Origin of the sequence: Gilliamella sp. B3892 (assembly GCF_026536305.1) — a bacterium.
GTDB lineage: Bacteria > Pseudomonadota > Gammaproteobacteria > Enterobacterales > Orbaceae > Gilliamella.
In genome coordinates this window covers 67,122-83,723 of the sequence record NZ_JAFNOK010000002.1, presented here as the reverse complement: position 1 = coordinate 83,723, position 16,602 = coordinate 67,122, and the positions used below count along the sequence as shown (strand labels likewise).

The 16,602-nt window shown below is 38.7% G+C and carries 15 protein-coding genes; 10 read left to right on the top strand and 5 right to left on the bottom strand.

Features of this window, described 5'->3' with window-relative positions; translation table 11 throughout:
- Positions 1-125: 125 nt before the first annotated feature.
- From purC to cysZ, 4 genes are all read left to right on the top strand, one after another.
- Positions 126-836: a phosphoribosylaminoimidazolesuccinocarboxamide synthase gene (gene purC / locus J3U74_RS03070; protein WP_267329709.1), complete on the top strand. Its 711-nt coding sequence runs from the start codon at positions 126-128 to the stop codon at positions 834-836.
- On the top strand, positions 836-1,291 hold the full coding sequence (locus J3U74_RS03065) for a DUF441 domain-containing protein (protein WP_267329710.1): 456 nt from the start codon (positions 836-838) through the stop codon (positions 1,289-1,291). Before purC ends, J3U74_RS03065 begins: the two co-directional genes overlap by 1 nt.
- 3 nt (positions 1,292-1,294) lie before the next feature.
- Positions 1,295-3,217, top strand: a complete 1,923-nt coding sequence (locus J3U74_RS03060) for a tRNA(Met) cytidine acetyltransferase TmcA (RefSeq protein ID WP_267329711.1) — start codon at positions 1,295-1,297, stop codon at positions 3,215-3,217.
- A gap of 94 nt (positions 3,218-3,311) precedes the next feature.
- On the top strand, positions 3,312-4,130 hold the full coding sequence (gene cysZ, locus J3U74_RS03055; protein WP_220219365.1) for a sulfate transporter CysZ: 819 nt from the start codon (positions 3,312-3,314) through the stop codon (positions 4,128-4,130).
- 5 nt (positions 4,131-4,135) lie between these two features.
- On the opposite strand, the gene J3U74_RS03050 is transcribed toward cysZ, so the two are convergent.
- From J3U74_RS03050 to J3U74_RS03040, 3 genes are all read right to left on the bottom strand, one after another.
- Positions 4,136-4,327, bottom strand: coding sequence for a YpfN family protein (locus tag J3U74_RS03050; protein ID WP_220219366.1), 192 nt, complete (start codon positions 4,325-4,327; stop codon positions 4,136-4,138).
- 96 nt (positions 4,328-4,423) lie between these two features.
- A complete protein-coding gene (gene dapE, locus J3U74_RS03045) occupies positions 4,424-5,563 on the bottom strand; it encodes a succinyl-diaminopimelate desuccinylase (RefSeq protein WP_267329712.1) in 1,140 nt (379 codons plus the stop codon).
- 13 nt (positions 5,564-5,576) lie between these two features.
- The gene (locus J3U74_RS03040) at positions 5,577-5,933 is read right to left on the bottom strand and encodes an ArsC family reductase (protein WP_267329713.1); all 357 of its coding nucleotides are present in this window, start codon (positions 5,931-5,933) and stop codon (positions 5,577-5,579) included.
- A gap of 400 nt (positions 5,934-6,333) precedes the next feature.
- On the opposite strand from J3U74_RS03040, the gene J3U74_RS03035 reads away from it, so the two are divergent.
- The 6 genes from J3U74_RS03035 to tkt all read left to right on the top strand — a co-directional run bounded on the left by J3U74_RS03035 (position 6,334) and on the right by tkt (position 13,310).
- The gene (locus J3U74_RS03035; protein WP_220219369.1) at positions 6,334-6,576 is read left to right on the top strand and encodes a FeoA family protein; all 243 of its coding nucleotides are present in this window, start codon (positions 6,334-6,336) and stop codon (positions 6,574-6,576) included.
- Positions 6,573-8,897, top strand: a complete 2,325-nt coding sequence (feoB, locus tag J3U74_RS03030; RefSeq protein ID WP_267329714.1) for a Fe(2+) transporter permease subunit FeoB — start codon at positions 6,573-6,575, stop codon at positions 8,895-8,897. Before J3U74_RS03035 ends, feoB begins: the two co-directional genes overlap by 4 nt.
- 62 nt (positions 8,898-8,959) lie before the next feature.
- Complete coding sequence (locus tag J3U74_RS03025) at positions 8,960-9,211, top strand: FeoC-like transcriptional regulator (RefSeq protein WP_267329715.1); 252 nt, start codon at positions 8,960-8,962, stop codon at positions 9,209-9,211.
- A 348-nt stretch (positions 9,212-9,559) separates the two neighbouring features.
- Positions 9,560-10,015, top strand: coding sequence for a ribose 5-phosphate isomerase B (rpiB, locus tag J3U74_RS03020; RefSeq protein ID WP_220219372.1), 456 nt, complete (start codon positions 9,560-9,562; stop codon positions 10,013-10,015).
- Between the two features lie 212 nt (positions 10,016-10,227).
- A complete protein-coding gene (gene tal / locus J3U74_RS03015) occupies positions 10,228-11,178 on the top strand; it encodes a transaldolase (protein WP_220219373.1) in 951 nt (316 codons plus the stop codon).
- 125 nt (positions 11,179-11,303) lie between these two features.
- The gene (gene tkt / locus J3U74_RS03010; RefSeq protein ID WP_220219627.1) at positions 11,304-13,310 is read left to right on the top strand and encodes a transketolase; all 2,007 of its coding nucleotides are present in this window, start codon (positions 11,304-11,306) and stop codon (positions 13,308-13,310) included.
- Positions 13,311-13,393: 83 nt separating this feature from the next.
- Here the strand turns inward: tkt and J3U74_RS03005 are convergent, their stop codons facing one another.
- The gene (locus J3U74_RS03005; RefSeq protein WP_267368650.1) at positions 13,394-14,956 is read right to left on the bottom strand and encodes a phosphoethanolamine transferase; all 1,563 of its coding nucleotides are present in this window, start codon (positions 14,954-14,956) and stop codon (positions 13,394-13,396) included.
- A 256-nt stretch (positions 14,957-15,212) separates the two neighbouring features.
- The gene (locus tag J3U74_RS03000; RefSeq protein WP_267329717.1) at positions 15,213-16,601 is read right to left on the bottom strand and encodes an MATE family efflux transporter; all 1,389 of its coding nucleotides are present in this window, start codon (positions 16,599-16,601) and stop codon (positions 15,213-15,215) included.
- Position 16,602: the final 1 nt, after the last annotated feature.

The following is a 16,602-nucleotide window of genomic DNA, read 5'->3' as shown; positions in this document are numbered from 1 at the left end:
AGGCAATGTTGCTATTTCAAGTTATCTGTCAAATGAGTGCTAATCATAGCAACACTATAGTTTTGAATTTAAGGAGCGATTAGCTCCTTAATTATTTATTGGCAATTTGATATAAGGTTATAAAGATGAAAAAGTTGGCTGAGCTTTATCGTGGTAAAGCAAAAACGGTCTATACCACTGACAATCCTGAACTCCTAATTCTTGAGTTTAGAAATGATACATCTGCATTCGATGGACTACGAATTGAACAATTAGAACGTAAAGGTATGGTAAACAATAAATTTAACTACTTTATTATGACGAAATTGCGTGAAGCGGGTATTCCAACCCAAGTTGAAGCTTTACTATCAGATAATGAAGTTATCGTAAAAAAACTTGAAATGTTGCCCGTTGAGTGCGTGGTACGCAATCGTGCGGCAGGGTCGTTAGTTAAGCGCTTAGGTATTGAAGAGGGCAGAGTACTCAATCCGCCAACATTTGAATTATTTTTGAAGAACGATGCGTTACATGATCCAATGGTTAACCGCTCGCACTGCAAAACATTCGGCTTAGCCAGTGATGAACAGCTTGATGAAATGCAAGCGCTAAGCTTTAAAATCAATACCATATTAACTGAATTATTCGATAAAGCCGGATTAATTTTAGTTGATTACAAATTAGAGTTTGGCTTATTTGACGGCGAAATCACCTTAGGCGATGAGTTTTCACCTGACGGATGTCGTTTATGGGAAAAAGAGACTTTGAAAAAAATGGATAAAGACCGTTTTCGTCAAGGATTGGGTGGCGTCATTGAAGCTTACGAAGAAGTCGCTAAGCGTATTGGTGTTCCATTGTAATGTTTGCTCAGTTTGATATCTCTTTTTTTCTACTATTGGGATTAGCAGCACTGTGTTATTTAACCCATAATAACACAGTGACGTTTGCCGTTTTACTGTTGTTACTTTTCAAACTTACACCCCTTATCAGCTATTTCCCATTTCTGAATAAATATGGTTTAACCATTGGCATTGTTATTTTAACCGCGGCAATGATGGTACCTTTAGCCGACGGATCATTAAAGATCAGTGACATTGTTAAATCATTTACCACATGGCAATCTTTGCTGGCGATTTTAGTGGGTATATTGGTTTCATGGCTCGGCACCCGTGGCATTTCGTTAATTGGTGCTCAGCCAACTATTATCAATGGCTTAATTATTGGTACGCTAATTGGCGTTTCCTTCTTTAAAGGTATTCCTGTTGGTCCTTTGATTGCCGCCGGCATATTATCCTTGCTGATTGGTAAAAGTTAAACTATGAATCCTAATAGCACCAGAAAGCTATGGGTGTTACATGGTGAGGCAAAGCAACTATTTAACCAATTAAGTAACACAATCGATAAGCATCATGGCGATTGGATAACTGTTACTGCGCAGTCCGACTTGCCCGATTATCTCCCAAATATTGTTGAGCCAACTAAAACCAAAGCTTTGCTCGGTCAACAATATTTGCATGCCATTTTTGATGCCACCGAAGCATTTAATCTTGATGCTTTTGCTATGTTGGTTGGTACACTGGTGAAAGGCAGTGTATTAATATTACTGTTACCGCAGAATTTTAATGATTGGCAAGATCAGGACAGTTTACGGTGGAATGAAAGTTGCTTACCTATTGGTGTGCCTAACTTTGTTGCGCATTTGCAACAAACGTTAGCTGAGTTTGCCGGCTTTCTCAGTCAAGATTTTCCACCAATAGATACGCTCGCTATCGATGTGTCTGAGCAGCAAAAAGTACTCACACAGCTTTTAGAGAGTGATAAACGCATTAATGTTTTGCTTGCTAAAAGAGGGCGTGGCAAATCCGCTTTAGCCGGTCTATTTAGCCGTCATCAACCTTGTCAAGTAACTGCTCCAAACAAGGGTGCGCTGGCCACTTTTTTTGAATTTGCTAAGCCCGATATCCGGTTTGATGCGCCCGATGACTTAATTGAAAACGCTACCGAACTGGTAGCCGATTACTTGATTATTGACGAAGCTGCCATGATCCCATTACCGATGCTCGACAAATTACTAAATTTAGCATTAGCGCAAAATCGTCGGGTATTATTAACCACCACCGTTGAAGGCTATGAAGGTACCGGTCAGGGTTTTTTACTAAAACTTTTACACGATAAATCCTATCAAATTTTTGCGCTTAACACGCCAATTCGCTGGCAAGCGGGGGATGTGGTTGAGCAATTTACCGATCGTCTATTACTAAACGGTGGCTTGAGCCAAGCAGATTCTTCACCTAGCTATTCACAATCAGTGAGTTACTCAAAGGTAGATAGATCGAATATTAGCCTATTAAGGTCGATCTTTTATTTGTTAAAAATGGCGCATTATCAAACCACATTAATCGATTTAAGGCGCCTGTTTGATGCGCAAAACTTAAGCGTATTTCAAGCTACTATGGCTGATAAAACCATTGCCGCCGCTGTCACCATTGATGAGGGTAATTTGCCCGATGAGCTGATCGAACAAGTATGGCAAGGTAGCCGTCGACCTAAAGGTAATTTAGTGGCGCAATCCTTAGTTGCTCATGCCGGTGAAAAACAAGCCGCTCAGTTACACTCTTTAAGGATTAATCGTATCGTGGTTGCCAGTGCTTATCGTCGACAACATATTGCCAAGCAATTAATCGAAACGATTATGGCAAAAGCAATCAATCAGCATCATGATTTTTTATCTGTAAGCTTTGCCTACAGTGAAGAAAATTATCGGTTTTGGCTAGCTTGTGGTTTTACGCCAGTCCATATTGCAAGCCATAAACAAGCCAGTAGTGGTAGTTACTCTGTTATGGCATTGCGACCTTTGACCGAACAAGGGCAGGCATTAACTGACAAATTACAGCGAAAACTTGCCCGCAATGCGTTTTGGCTTAAAAATATTATCGATTTACCTTTTGATACAATGTTAAACATCGATGATAACCAACATTTATCAATACAAGATATAGATGAACTTTATGGATTTTGCTGCTATCATCGTCCTTTTCAAGCAACTTATGCTGCACTTTGCCGATTATGTCAGCACCATGAGCAACAATTACCCTTAGTAAAATTAACCATTTTAAAAACGTTACTGCATAATCCTCAAAGTGAGCAACAAGTGATAAAACAGTATCACTTAACCGGCCGAAATGACTTAATGAAGGCGATTAAGCAAGAAGTTAACCAGTGCCTTAAATCATTATCTTAAACTATTTAAACGTGAATTAAATGACCACAGTGTTATCACTGATCGTTTTAATATAACTATTTTCGGCACTAAATTTAAATTAAAGGAACTGAATGTGAATTCAAACAAATTAGAAGATAAAAATGACAATCGACATTTTAATCAACCTCAATTACATAGAAAATCGGGGTTTGATTATTTTATGCAAGGTTGGTCTTTGGCGTTTAGTCCCGGTATTAAGCGCTATGTTTTTTTACCGCTGATTGCAAATATTGTGATTATGTCAGCGCTATTTTATTGGTTTTTCACCTCGATTACCGGCTTTGTGGATTGGGGATTATCTTTCGTACCTAGCTGGCTGCATTGGCTCGGTTACATTATCGGTTTTATTGTGATTATAATGCTGGTGATACTCTTTTGTTACTTTTTCAGTACCGTAGCCAACCTGATTGCAGCGCCATTTAATGGTTTGCTTGCTGAGCAAGTTGAAGCGCAATTAACCGGTATTACATCCCCCGATACCTCGTGGTTGAGTTTAATCAAAGATCTACCTAGGATTTTTCGTCGTGAACTGCAAAAATTAGGTTATTATTTACTGTGGGCAATTCCAATTCTACTTAGCTATTTTATTCCGGTTTTTGGGCAATCGGTAACGCCGGTGATCTGGTTTTTATTTACCGCATGGCAAGTTAATATCCAATATGCTGATTATGCATTTGATAATCATAAGATCACCTTTGACCGAATGCGACAACTACTTCGACAAGACCGTGCAGATAATTTAATCTTTGGCAGTTTAGTCAGCCTTTTTACCATGGTGCCATTGTTAAATTTAATTATTATGCCAATTGCTGTTTGTGGTTCGACAGCAATGTGGGTCGATCGTTATCGTCATCCGGCGCTGTTTTCAAGCAATAAGGAAGATTTTCGCTAAACGTATTAATTTTTATGCGGTTTATTATTTGACGGCCAATCATCGTCATCATCATCTTGATAAGGGATAGGTTTTATCCCTTTCTTTTTTTCAAGATAGTGTTTATAGCTAAGTTTGTTTAACGCTTTAATGGTGTTAATAAAGATGCCAATTAAGATGATTAAAATAATCCACCAATAATCTTTTAGCCATTCCATGTTATCTCCTTTTGCAAAGGTCATGTGCTTGATATAAAGCGGAGTAATAAACGACCGCTTTATTACCAGTTTAAAAACGCTGAAATTAAATAGCTGTTAGGCCAATAATAACTGTTCAAGTATGTTTTGATAGATAGCAGTTAAGGTAATGATATCCTGACAATTAGCATTTTCATTGACTTTATGAATGGTTTTATTAAGCACGCCTAATTCGATAACCTGACATCCCATTTTGGCAATAAAACGGCCGTCCGATGTGCCACCACTGGTCGATAATTGTGTGTCAATTTGAGTAAATTGTTTAATTGCTTTCGCCGCAGCGTTAGTTAATTCACCTTGTGGTGTTAAAAATGGGTGACCCGATAGTCGCCAAGTTAAGGTATAGTTCAAATGGTGTTTTTGTAAAATTTGCTCAACACGGGATTTGATGATGTCATCAGTCAGTTCACTACTATAACGAAAATTAAATTGTACAGACAACTCACCGGGAACAACATTTTCTGCGCCTGTTCCACCATTGATATTGGCTACTTGCATGGTAGTTTGCGGAAAATATTGATTGCCGTTATCCCAAACTGTGGTAACAAGTTCATGTAAAGCTGGTGCAAAACGGTGTACCGGGTTATCAGCAAGGTGAGGATAGGCAACGTGGCCTTGAATACCGTGTACCACTAAATTGGCTGTTAATGAGCCTCGACGACCATTTTTGATTTGATCACCCAGCACACTATCACTTGACGGCTCGCCAACGATACAATAATCCACTCGTTCTTGCCGTTTCATTAATAAATCCACAACTTTAGTCGTTCCGTCGGTGGCATCGGCCTCTTCATCAGAGGTCAGTAAAAAAGCAACACAGCCGCTATGGTTAGGATACTTTTTAACAAACGCTTCAGCGGCACACACCATGGCGGCAACGCCGCTTTTCATATCCGAAGCGCCGCGCCCGTAAAGTACGCCATTTTCATCTATGGTCGGTTCAAAAGGCGGGTATTGCCATTTACTTTCGTCGCCCGCTGGCACAACATCGGTATGACCGGCAAACATCAACGTTTTAGCCTGGCGATCACCATGATAAGCCCATAAATTTTTCGTCTGGCCGATATTGACTTCTTCAATCGTAAATCCCAGCGGTTTTAATCGTTCGATAATGATTTTCTGACAATTTTTATCATCAGGGCTTATCGAATTTTCGGCAATCAGTGCTTTAGTTAAGGCAATAACAGGTTCATTCATGGTGATCTCAATCTTATTTTGGTTGGCTGACAAATTGTGAATAACTTTCGTCGGAAAATCCTAACAACGCTCGTTGCCCATTTATCAATAAAGGGCGTTTTAAAATCGAAGGATTGTCTAATATAATTTTAATGGCTGCTTGTTCGTTATCAATTTTTGCTCGAACGGACTCATCAAGTTTACGCCAAGTTGTGCCACGGGTATTAAGCAAACTTTGCCAATCGACTAATTTCAGAAAAGATTGTAAAAGCTCTGCCGAAAGGCCGTCTGTTTTGTAGTTATGAAATTGATAATCAATCTGATGTTCATCTAACCAAGTAAAGGCTTTTTTCATGGTATTACAATTTTTAATACCGTAGATTTTATACATAAAAATAGTTCCAAATAGGCGAAGAATAAAATGATTATAACAGTTAACAGCTTAACACAGCAATGAAGATAATTAACCTATTTAGCGGTTTACGCTTTTGATTGATAATCAATTTATTGGCTCAACTAAGCTAATTCTTAGTATGGTGGAAACAGCTAGTAATAAGTAAAAATCAGGGTGATTTTTAAACGACAAGTATTAGCAGAAAAGTAAAATTAGCCTATCGATCCATTTAGTAAAAAAATTATTAAAAATTGATGTTTTTTCACCATTATACTGACAATCATTTCCATTTTTTTAATATTGCCTTTATTTTTTTCTCATTAGATGTGTATTAATATTGCGAATCGTTCGCATTATTAAATAGATCTTTCAAAATCGAATCAACCTAGGAAATTTAATGTCTGTCCTAACACTCAATCACCTCGCTATAGGTCAAGAGGCGGTTATCTATCGGCTTTTGCCGGATTGTTCTCCTTTTCGTCGTAAACTACTCGCTATGGGGATCACACCCGGTTGTAAAGTAACCGTAGTACGTATAGCGCCACTGGGTGATCCTATCGAAATTAAAATACGAGGATTTTTTCTTTGCCTACGTCGGCTTGAAGCATCATCAATTCAAGTTCAGGAGATTAAACCATGAAGGTGGCACTGATAGGCAATCCTAATAGCGGTAAAACCACACTATTTAATTTACTCACCGGTGCCAAACAGCGAGTAGGTAATTGGCCTGGGGTCACTGTTGAGCGTAAAAGTGGGATATTAACGATTGAAAATCAACAATATGAGATTATTGATCTTCCCGGTACTTATTCGATTGAAACTGATCCACAGCGTGTTTCGCAAGATGAGTTAATCGCCCGTGAATTTGTATTAACAAATCAAGATAGTGTGATCGTTAATATTATTGATGTAACAAATTTGCAGCGTAGTTTATATCTCACCATGCAGCTAATTGATCTACAAGTTCCTATGTTGGTCGTGCTTAATATGACCGATGCGCTTAAGGCTATGGGTGAGTCAATTAATATTGGAAAATTATCAGATTTGCTGGGCTGTCCGGTTGTGGCTATCTCATCGAAACGTAAAACGGGTATTGATTTACTTCATTCACTCATAAAAAAAATGGTTAACACCCGACAAGTGGCAAAACCAACGATCGATACGTTAGGTGACGAGCAACATAGCATTATCAACCGTTTTATTAGTCAATTACCCGATAAGAGTATTGTGCACCAGTTTAATCGCTGGCAACTTATCGATGCGTTATTAGATAGTGCGCATTATGCGTTAAATGATTATGAAAATGAAAAGCTTGAAAACTGCCGACATTCACTATCAGCATGGTGCGATAATCAAATCGATGTGGCGTTAGCCAGTGCTCGTTATGAAACTATCGATTGGTTATGTAAATCCGTGATTGATAAACCGCGGGAGCTAAGTATCAGCTTTACTGAAAAACTCGATAAATGGGTTTTAGGGCGACTAAGTGGCATTCCGTTTTTTCTCTTTGCGATGTACGCCATGTTTTTTGTTGCGATTAATTTTGGCTCCGTATTTATCGACTTTTTCGAAGGGGTATTTACAACAATCTTTGTTGGTGGCGTCTCTTATTTACTCCACTCAATTAATGCTCCGTTGTGGTTAAATGTGCTATTGGCTGACGGTATTGGTACCGGCATTACCACTGTCTCGACCTTTGTGCCGGTTATTGCGGCCATGTTTTTTGTCCTCTCTTTTTTAGAAGACAGTGGTTATTTAGCTCGCGCCGCAATGATTGTCGATCGGGCTATGCGAGCTATCGGGTTACCGGGTAAAGCTTTTGTACCAATGTTAGTTGGCTTTGGCTGTGGTGTACCGGCCATTATGGGCACACGAACGCTGGAAAGCACTCGTGACCGCATTATGTCAATTTGCATGATCCCTTTTATGTCCTGTGGTGCTCGTTTACCGGTTTATACGCTGTTTGCTGTTATTTTTTTTCCGCATTATGCATCAACCGTGGTATTTATTTTATATTTACTGGGCATAGCGGTAGCGATTATTACGGGATTTATTCTAAAAATTACTTTATTAAAAGGCGAATTAACCCCTTTTATTATGGAAATGCCGGTCTATCGAATACCCACCTTAAGCAGTATGCTGAAATTAACCTGGCAACGCCTTAAGGGGTTTATGGTGCGGGCTGGTAAAGCGATTGTGATTATGGTTACGGTGCTTAGCGTGCTCAATTCATGGGGGACAGATAACGCATTTGGTCATCAAAATTCTGATAATTCGGTGCTATCACTAATCGGTAAAAAGGTCACGCCGGTATTTGAACCTATGGGGATTGATAAGCAAAACTGGCCGGCAACTGTGGGTATTTTTACCGGGGTATTTGCTAAAGAAGCTGTTATTGCAACACTCAATTCACTCTATTCAATGGATAGTGAGGATAGCGATGTCGACCAATATGACTTTGTTGGTGGCATTAAATCGGCTGTGGCAACTATACCGGAAAATTTGAGCCATTTGTCTGATGCACTTGTCGATCCGTTAGGACTGACAACGGTAGATCAAGATCTGGAGAGTATTGAAAATAATTTAGATGTCAATTTGCAAACCGTTTCAAAAATCAAATTGTCATTTGTCAGCGCAACATCAGCAATGGCTTATCTCATTTTTATTTTACTTTATACCCCTTGTGCCGCTGCGTTAGGGGCGGTTTATCGTGAAGCGGGTAGCAAATGGATGCTGTTTGTTGCAGGTTGGACATTTATTATTGGGTGGTTGATTGCGACCATCTTTTATCAATGTACTTTGTTAGGGCAAACCAATTCTGCCATTTACTGGTTGATTGGTTGTGGTTTATTTATCGGCATTTTACTGGCGTGCTTGCGTAAGGTAGGTCAGTTAGCGTTATTTAATCATTTGGCATTACCAAAATGCCCGACAACAAAAGATACCGGTTGTTGTAACTAGTTTTCTCAAATTAATGTCATAAAAGGGAGCGCAATAATTAAGATATTGCGCTTTAAGTAAGTATGTTAATAACCTCAATTCGTGATTATGTTCAGTTAAAAGGGCGGGTGAGCTTGCAAGATATTGCCCGTCATTTTCGCTTACCGGAAAGCGCGATAAGCCAAATGCTCAGCTTTTGGGTCAATAAAGGTATCATCAGTGTTATGACCAACGAAACTAATACAGTCTGTCAATCAACCAAATGTAGCACTTGTGTCGGGTGTGATTTACTTTCCCAACCTATTTATAGCTGGATTCTACCGCCAGCAAGCTAACAGATATTGCGACAATCGATTGTGCTTGATTTATATCAGTTCAATCTATTAGCTTATCATTGCTCAATAACCAAACATTGTTTTTACCCTAATCATTACGCTTGTCTCTTTTAATCAAATGTTTTGTGTTGTAACCTTTGAATAATTCTTGTCAAGAAGTTTCAGAAAATACCTACGTTTAAGTATAAAATCATTTTTTATGTATAAAATGGCGGTTTTTTTCCTTAAAAAAAAATTCTATTTTCGAGACTTATGTCACATAACTGAATTTATTTATATCGAAAAATAACAAATGATATTAATATGAACTTATGTTCATTTTTCGTGATTTAAGGAGTGGGAATTAATATGAAAACTATCGCAATCGGCGCGGACGATGCCGCTTTTGAGTTCAGAAATAGCATTGTTGAATATTTGACTAAACAAGGGATTGAAACGGTTGATTATAGCAGTGATAAACAGCCAACAAATCCTTTATATCCCGATGTGGCTAATGCTGTTGCTTGTTCAATAAAAGAGGGTAAGCATGAACGTGGGATTTTAATTTGTGGTACAGGGATTGGGGTTGCGATCGCCGCCAATAAAGTACCGGGAATTCGAGCCGCTCAGTGCCATGATGTCTTTTCTGCTGAACGAGCAAGAAAGAGTAACAATGCCCAGATTATGACCATGGGTGCCAGAGTCATTGGCGTTGAACTGGCCAAAAAACTGGTACAAGCATGGCTAGAATCAGAGTTTGAGGGCGGGGGTTCAACACCTAAAGTTGAACGTATTAATTATTATGATGAATTATATAGTAAATAATCTTGAATAACTGTTTTATTCAATAATTATGCCGCCAAAATTAGGAGAATAATATCACTCAACGTTGATATTAGCCGTTGTTTTCAATCTGTTTTTAATCGTTTTTTGTTGTAAAATGGCGGCATAATTAACGGCTTGAACAGTCGTTTTATTATAGAAAAAATGCTATTATAATCGTGTTTAACACCTAAAGTTCTAGAGGATACAGAAGTATGAGTCAATTAGATGAATTTAAAAAACTAACCGTCGTTGTGGCCGATACCGGTGATATCGATTCGATTAAGCAGTTTTCCCCAGAAGATGCAACTACCAATCCTTCTTTAGTTCTCAAAGCCGCTCAACTTCCTCAATACCGTTATCTAATTGATTCAGCTATTGAAACCGCCAAAAAGATCGGTGGAAGCAAACAACAACAATTAATTAATGCTTGTGATCAAGTCGCTGTTAATATTGGTGCGGAAATTTTAAAAATCGTTCCCGGACGCATTTCAACCGAAGTTGATGCGCGTTTATCATTTGATAAGCAAGGTTGTATTGATAAAGCTCGTCGTCTTATCGAACTTTATCAAGAGAAGGGCATTGATAAATCCAGAATCTTAATCAAAATCGCTTCAACGTGGGAAGGTATTAAAGCTGCGGAAGTTTTAGAAAAAGAAGGTATTAACTGTAACTTAACGTTGTTATTCTCATTTGCCCAAGCACGAGCTTGTGCCGAAGTGAATGCTTTTTTAATTTCTCCTTTTGTTGGTCGCATTTATGATTGGTATCAAGCTAAAAAACCTATCGACCCTTATATTGCTGATGAAGATCCGGGCGTGGTTTCAGTTCGTAATATCTATAATTATTACAAACAACATGGCTATAAAACGATTGTTATGGGAGCAAGTTTCCGTAAAGTGGATCAAATCTTAGCGCTAGCGGGCTGTGACAGACTAACAATTTCACCTAATTTACTGGCCGAAATGCAACAATCTGATGCGCCGGTGGTTCAAAAACTTAACCCGAATCAACCTATCGTTGCTCGCCCTGAATTAATGAGCGAAGCAGAGTTTAGATGGCAACACAATAGCGATGCAATGGCAGTTGAAAAACTGGCTGAAGGTATCCGTGCTTTTGCCGTTGACCAAGGTAAATTAGAACAAATGATCGGTGAACTTTTATAACAATTGGGGGGCTTGCTCCCCTTTAATTTTCTTTTTCTTTCGTTAACTTGATTAACGAATCTGCACAGTCAACTACTGTAGCGGCAATAACGAATATTAATTAAATTTTTTTGGAGATCATGAACATGAATGCAACGACACTATCTCACCGCGAACTGGCGAATGCGATAAGGGCATTAAGCATGGATGGCGTACAAAAAGCGAAATCCGGCCACCCAGGCGCACCTATGGGAATGGCTGATATGGCTGAAGTACTATGGCGAGGATTCTTAAAACACAATCCAACAAACCCAAACTGGGCTGATCGTGACCGCTTTGTTTTATCAAATGGCCATGCGTCTATGTTGATTTATAGTCTATTGCACTTAACCGGTTATAACGTCACTCTCGACGATTTAATTAACTTCCGTCAATTAAATGCAAAAACCGCAGGCCACCCCGAATATGGTCATGTGCCGGGTGTTGAAACGACAACCGGACCTTTAGGTCAAGGTATTGCTAACGCAGTGGGTATGGCGATTGCTGAGCGAACATTAGCGGCACAATTTAACAAACCCGGTCACACCATTGTAGACCACTTCACTTATGTGTTTATGGGTGACGGATGTATGATGGAAGGCATTTCTCACGAAGTGTGTTCACTAGCCGGTACCCTTAAATTAGGTAAACTTATCAGTTTCTATGATGATAATGGTATCTCAATTGACGGTGAAATCGACGGTTGGTTTACTGATGATACCGCTAAACGTTTTGAGGCTTATGGTTGGCATGTTATTCGTGGCATTGACGGTCACGATGCTAAAGCGATCAGTGTTGCCATTGAAGAGGCGCAAGCGGTCACCGATAAGCCGTCGCTTTTAATGTGTAAAACCGTTATTGGATTTGGCTCACCAAATAAAGCCGGTAGTCATGATAGTCATGGTGCGCCACTAGGTGAAGCTGAAATTGAAGCAACGCGTAAAGCACTGGGCTGGTCGTATGGCGCATTTGAAATTCCAAAAGCCTATTATGATGCATGGGATGCAAAAGCAAAAGGTAAACAAATTGAAGACGAATGGAATAGCCGTTTTGATGCTTATGCAAAAGCGTATCCGGAACTAGCCAAAGAGTTTAAACGTCGAGCCAATGGTGATTTACCAACTAACTGGCAACAAACAGCTAAAGATTTTATCGCTAAATTACAAGCAAATCCGGCGACGATTGCAACGCGTAAAGCATCACAAAATGCGATCGAAGCTTTTGCTCCTGTTCTTCCGGAATTTTTAGGCGGATCGGCTGACTTAGCACCGAGTAATTTAACCATGTGGTCAGGATCGAAAGAAATTTTAGCCAATCCGGATGGTAATTATATCCATTATGGTGTACGTGAATTTGGTATGTCAGCAATCATGAATGGTATTGCCCTTCATGGTGGATTTATCCCGTATGGTGCGACTTTCTTAATGTTTATGGAATACGCGCGTAACGCGATTCGTATGGCTGCATTAATGAAAATTCGTTCACTGTTTGTTTATACCCATGATTCTATCGGTTTGGGTGAAGATGGACCAACACATCAACCTGTTGAGCAAATGGCAAGTTTACGTGTTACACCAAATGTCAGCACATGGCGCCCATGTGATCAGGTTGAATCGGCTATTGCTTGGCAATATGCTGTTGAACGCAAAGATGGCCCAACTGCATTAATCTTCTCAAGACAAAATCTTAAACAACAAGATCGCACCGCTGAGCAATTAGCTAATGTTTATCGTGGTGGCTATATCTTAAATGATTGCGAAGGTACACCAGAATTAATTCTTATTGCTACCGGCTCTGAAGTTGAACTTGCGGTTGAAGCTTATCACCAATTAACTCAAGCAGGTCGAAAAGTGCGAGTTGTTTCAATGCCATGTACTGATGCGTTTGATAAACAAGATAGCGCTTATAAAGAATCAGTTTTACCTTCAACCGTAACTGCTCGTGTCGCTATTGAAGCAGGCATTAGTGACTACTGGTATAAATATGTGGGTCTGAATGGTAAAGTAGTGGGTATGACAACCTTTGGTGAGTCAGGCCCGGCAGAACAACTCTTTGAGAAATTTGGTTTCACTGTTAAAAACGTTGTTGAAAAAGCTTCTAGTTTATTGAAGTAAGACGTTACTGACATTAAAAACGCTATGGCGATTAATTTAGCCATAGCGTTTTTTATTGATATCAAGATTAATAAACTAACCAATTAATACGGGTTAGGATCTTTTTTCAAATTATCAAACTGATAAAGTTCGTTGCTTTGCCAGTCTTTTATCTTAATATCGTTCTGTTCTGAAATATCCATTAATTCGTTTTGCATATAGTCGTGCTTAACATCTAACTCTATTCCTAACCAGTGGCTTAATAGATAGACAAACTGAAAGCCGGATATCGTTCTATTGATTCTTTGTTGTTGAGTGCGATTGGAATCAAAAAAGATTAAAGGCACTTGATAACTATTTTGATAACTCGCATTGTGTCTTAAGTCTTGATAGTTATCAGTATGAGCAAGACCATGATCGGAAAAATAGACCAGCGCATAATCTTCATGATGTTTCTGTAACGATTCAATCGTTGCTTTAATTAAATCGTCGGTTTCTTTAATACTACTGACATAGCAGGAAATATTTTTATTATTCAGATTAAACTGTACATCAAACTCTAACCGTTTGCAGAAGTGGGGATGCGAGCCAATTAAGTGCATAACAATCAATCTTGGTCGAGTTTGTTCGGTCGATAAAATAGTGTCTAATTCGGGTAACAGCAAAGTATCATGTTTTCCACGGGAATTTTTACCATTGTATTCGCCTTTTTTGGTATAAAAACTATGTTTTGAGTAGGCGGCAATTCGAGGTACGGTAATTTCCATTTTACCTAATCGCCCTTGATTAGACAGCCAATAAGTTTCAAACCCCGCTGCATTTGCAATACTAATTATATTGTTATTTATTTGCGTGGTAACTTTTTTATCATCGATAAAAACTGATTGGCTAATAAAATGAGGGATTGATGATTGTGTATTAGGCGCTGGTGCGATAAGTCCATCCCAAATGATACTGGCATTATGATTAGCAAAAGGCGTATTGTCATATTTAAAGCCATAAGCACTCATATAATCTTTGCGCACACTTTCACCAATCATAATCACGTAAGTTTTATGCTTTGGGCTGACCGAGATAATTGGAATGGTATTTGCGAACTTAATCTGCTCAAGTTGCTCCTGCTTTTCGGTAGTATAAATTTTTAAACTGGTATATAAATCTGTAAAAAATTCAAAAAAAGGATATTTGAAATTATCAATCACAAACGTAGGGGGCAAATTGGCATTGCTTTTACATAATATTTTAACCGGTTTATAAAGACAAACAGCCAGAGCAAAGAAAATAAAATATTTGTTATTAATCTTCGGAAATTGAAGTTTGGTAAATGTGAAGATAAAAACTAAGATTAAAAATATTGGCGCAACAAGTAATAGTGGGGGTAATTGGCTGAAGTATTCACTCGATTCATCTAAATTTGTTTCCAAAAGCGCACTGATAACCGCAACATTCGGCGAACCATAATAATAAGAGGTTGGAAAGTAGATCGCAGCTAAAATAAATAGAAAACCAAAAATAAATTTGCCTAGCGTAAAGTGAGCAAAAAATATCAAGGAAAAATAAGTGAGTAAAATGCGATCAACTCTTAAAGGATACCCTAACAAATATACCAATAAAGCTGAAAGGACAATACAAACTAGGTGGGGAAAAATAGTTTTTTTAAATAACATTACAATTTATTAAATAATTTACAGAATTTCAAAAAAATACATTATATAAATAATCGAACTTTACGCAATTATTAGTTGTAAAAGTCAGTTTAGCTGAAAGGTTTATTGTTGGTTTTCAACCGATGATCCACCAATTTATTAAGCTGTGTATGGCAAGATAATAGGTATAGAGCGATGATAGTAATGAAAAGAAAATAGAGAACATAGCCTTAAAACTGAGAAATACATTTTTATTCAGCTTAAGGCTATTATGGGCTTATTTTGAAGCCCGTTTTAAAATCAATTCGGTTGGTTGTTTTTGTAAATAGAACATTCTGCCAATCAGGAGTACCGCAGCAACTGCCAGTCCGGAAATAATCCCAATCCAAAAACCGGCAGCCCCCAATGGCTGCATAACCAGATCGGTCAAAGCTAAAATATATCCAACTGGCAAGCCGACAACCCAATAAGAGAGCAGAGTAATAAAAAAGATGCTTTGGGTATCTTTATAACCACGAAGCACATTACTGGCTACCACTTGCAAATAATCAGAAGCTTGATAAATGGCTAATAAAATAATCAGGTGCATACAAATAGCAATAACCGCCGCTTCTTTGGTAAACAATTCGATAATTGGCGTTCTGAAGATCACTAAAATCAGTGCCACAACAACGGCTATCGCAAATGAAATTGCCAGACTGATATAAGCGGTTTGTTTGGCTAATGAAGGCTTTTGTTTACCCAGTAAATATCCAACACGAATACTGGTTGCAACCCCAAGTGATAAAGGGATAGCAAAAGTTAAACTGCTGATTGTGAAGATAATTTGATGAGCAGCTACCGTTATTTGTCCGAGTGGGGCAATTAACAGGGCGATAACCGCAAACAAGCTCATCTCAAAGAAATACGCCAATGCCAAGGGCGTGCCCAGCACAATCACTTTTTTGATGATCGCAAAGTCGACCAGTTTAGTGACAGGCGTGTTACGAATATCCTTTTGGCTTGCTGTGGTTAACGTATAAAGGCGCATTAAAATAAACATCAACCAAAAGATAATTGCCGCCGTGATACCGCATCCAACACCACCAAAAGCCGGCAAACCTAGCTTGCCGTAAATTAAAATGTAGTTGATTGGAATATTAGCAAGCAAAGCAATAAAGATTATCACCATTGCCGGTTTAGTATTGGATAGCCCTTCGCACTGATTACGATAGACTAAAAACAGCAAGAATGCAGGAACGCCCCACATTATGGCGCGTAAAAATGAGACAGCAACCTCAACCATTTGCGGATCAATAGGGTGCTCAGCTGAGCTTCTTAAGCTGATGATTTTATCGGAATGATATAAAATCAGCATCATCATTACCGACAAAATCAGTGCAATAACCACACCTTGACGGGTGTGGTCAGCGACCAAATTACGCTTAGCAGCACCATTTAAGTTTGAAATGATAGGGGTTAAAACGGTGAGCAACCCTTGCCCAAATAAGATTGTCGGCAGCCAAATAGAGACAGCAATGGCGACGCCAGATAGCGCCGTTTTACTATAGTTGCCGGCCATAATGGTATCAACAAACGTAATGGCGGTTTGTGATATTTGGGCAATCATTACCGGTATTGCAAGTGTAATGATATGTTTAATTTCGTGTCGATAATGTAGCTTCATT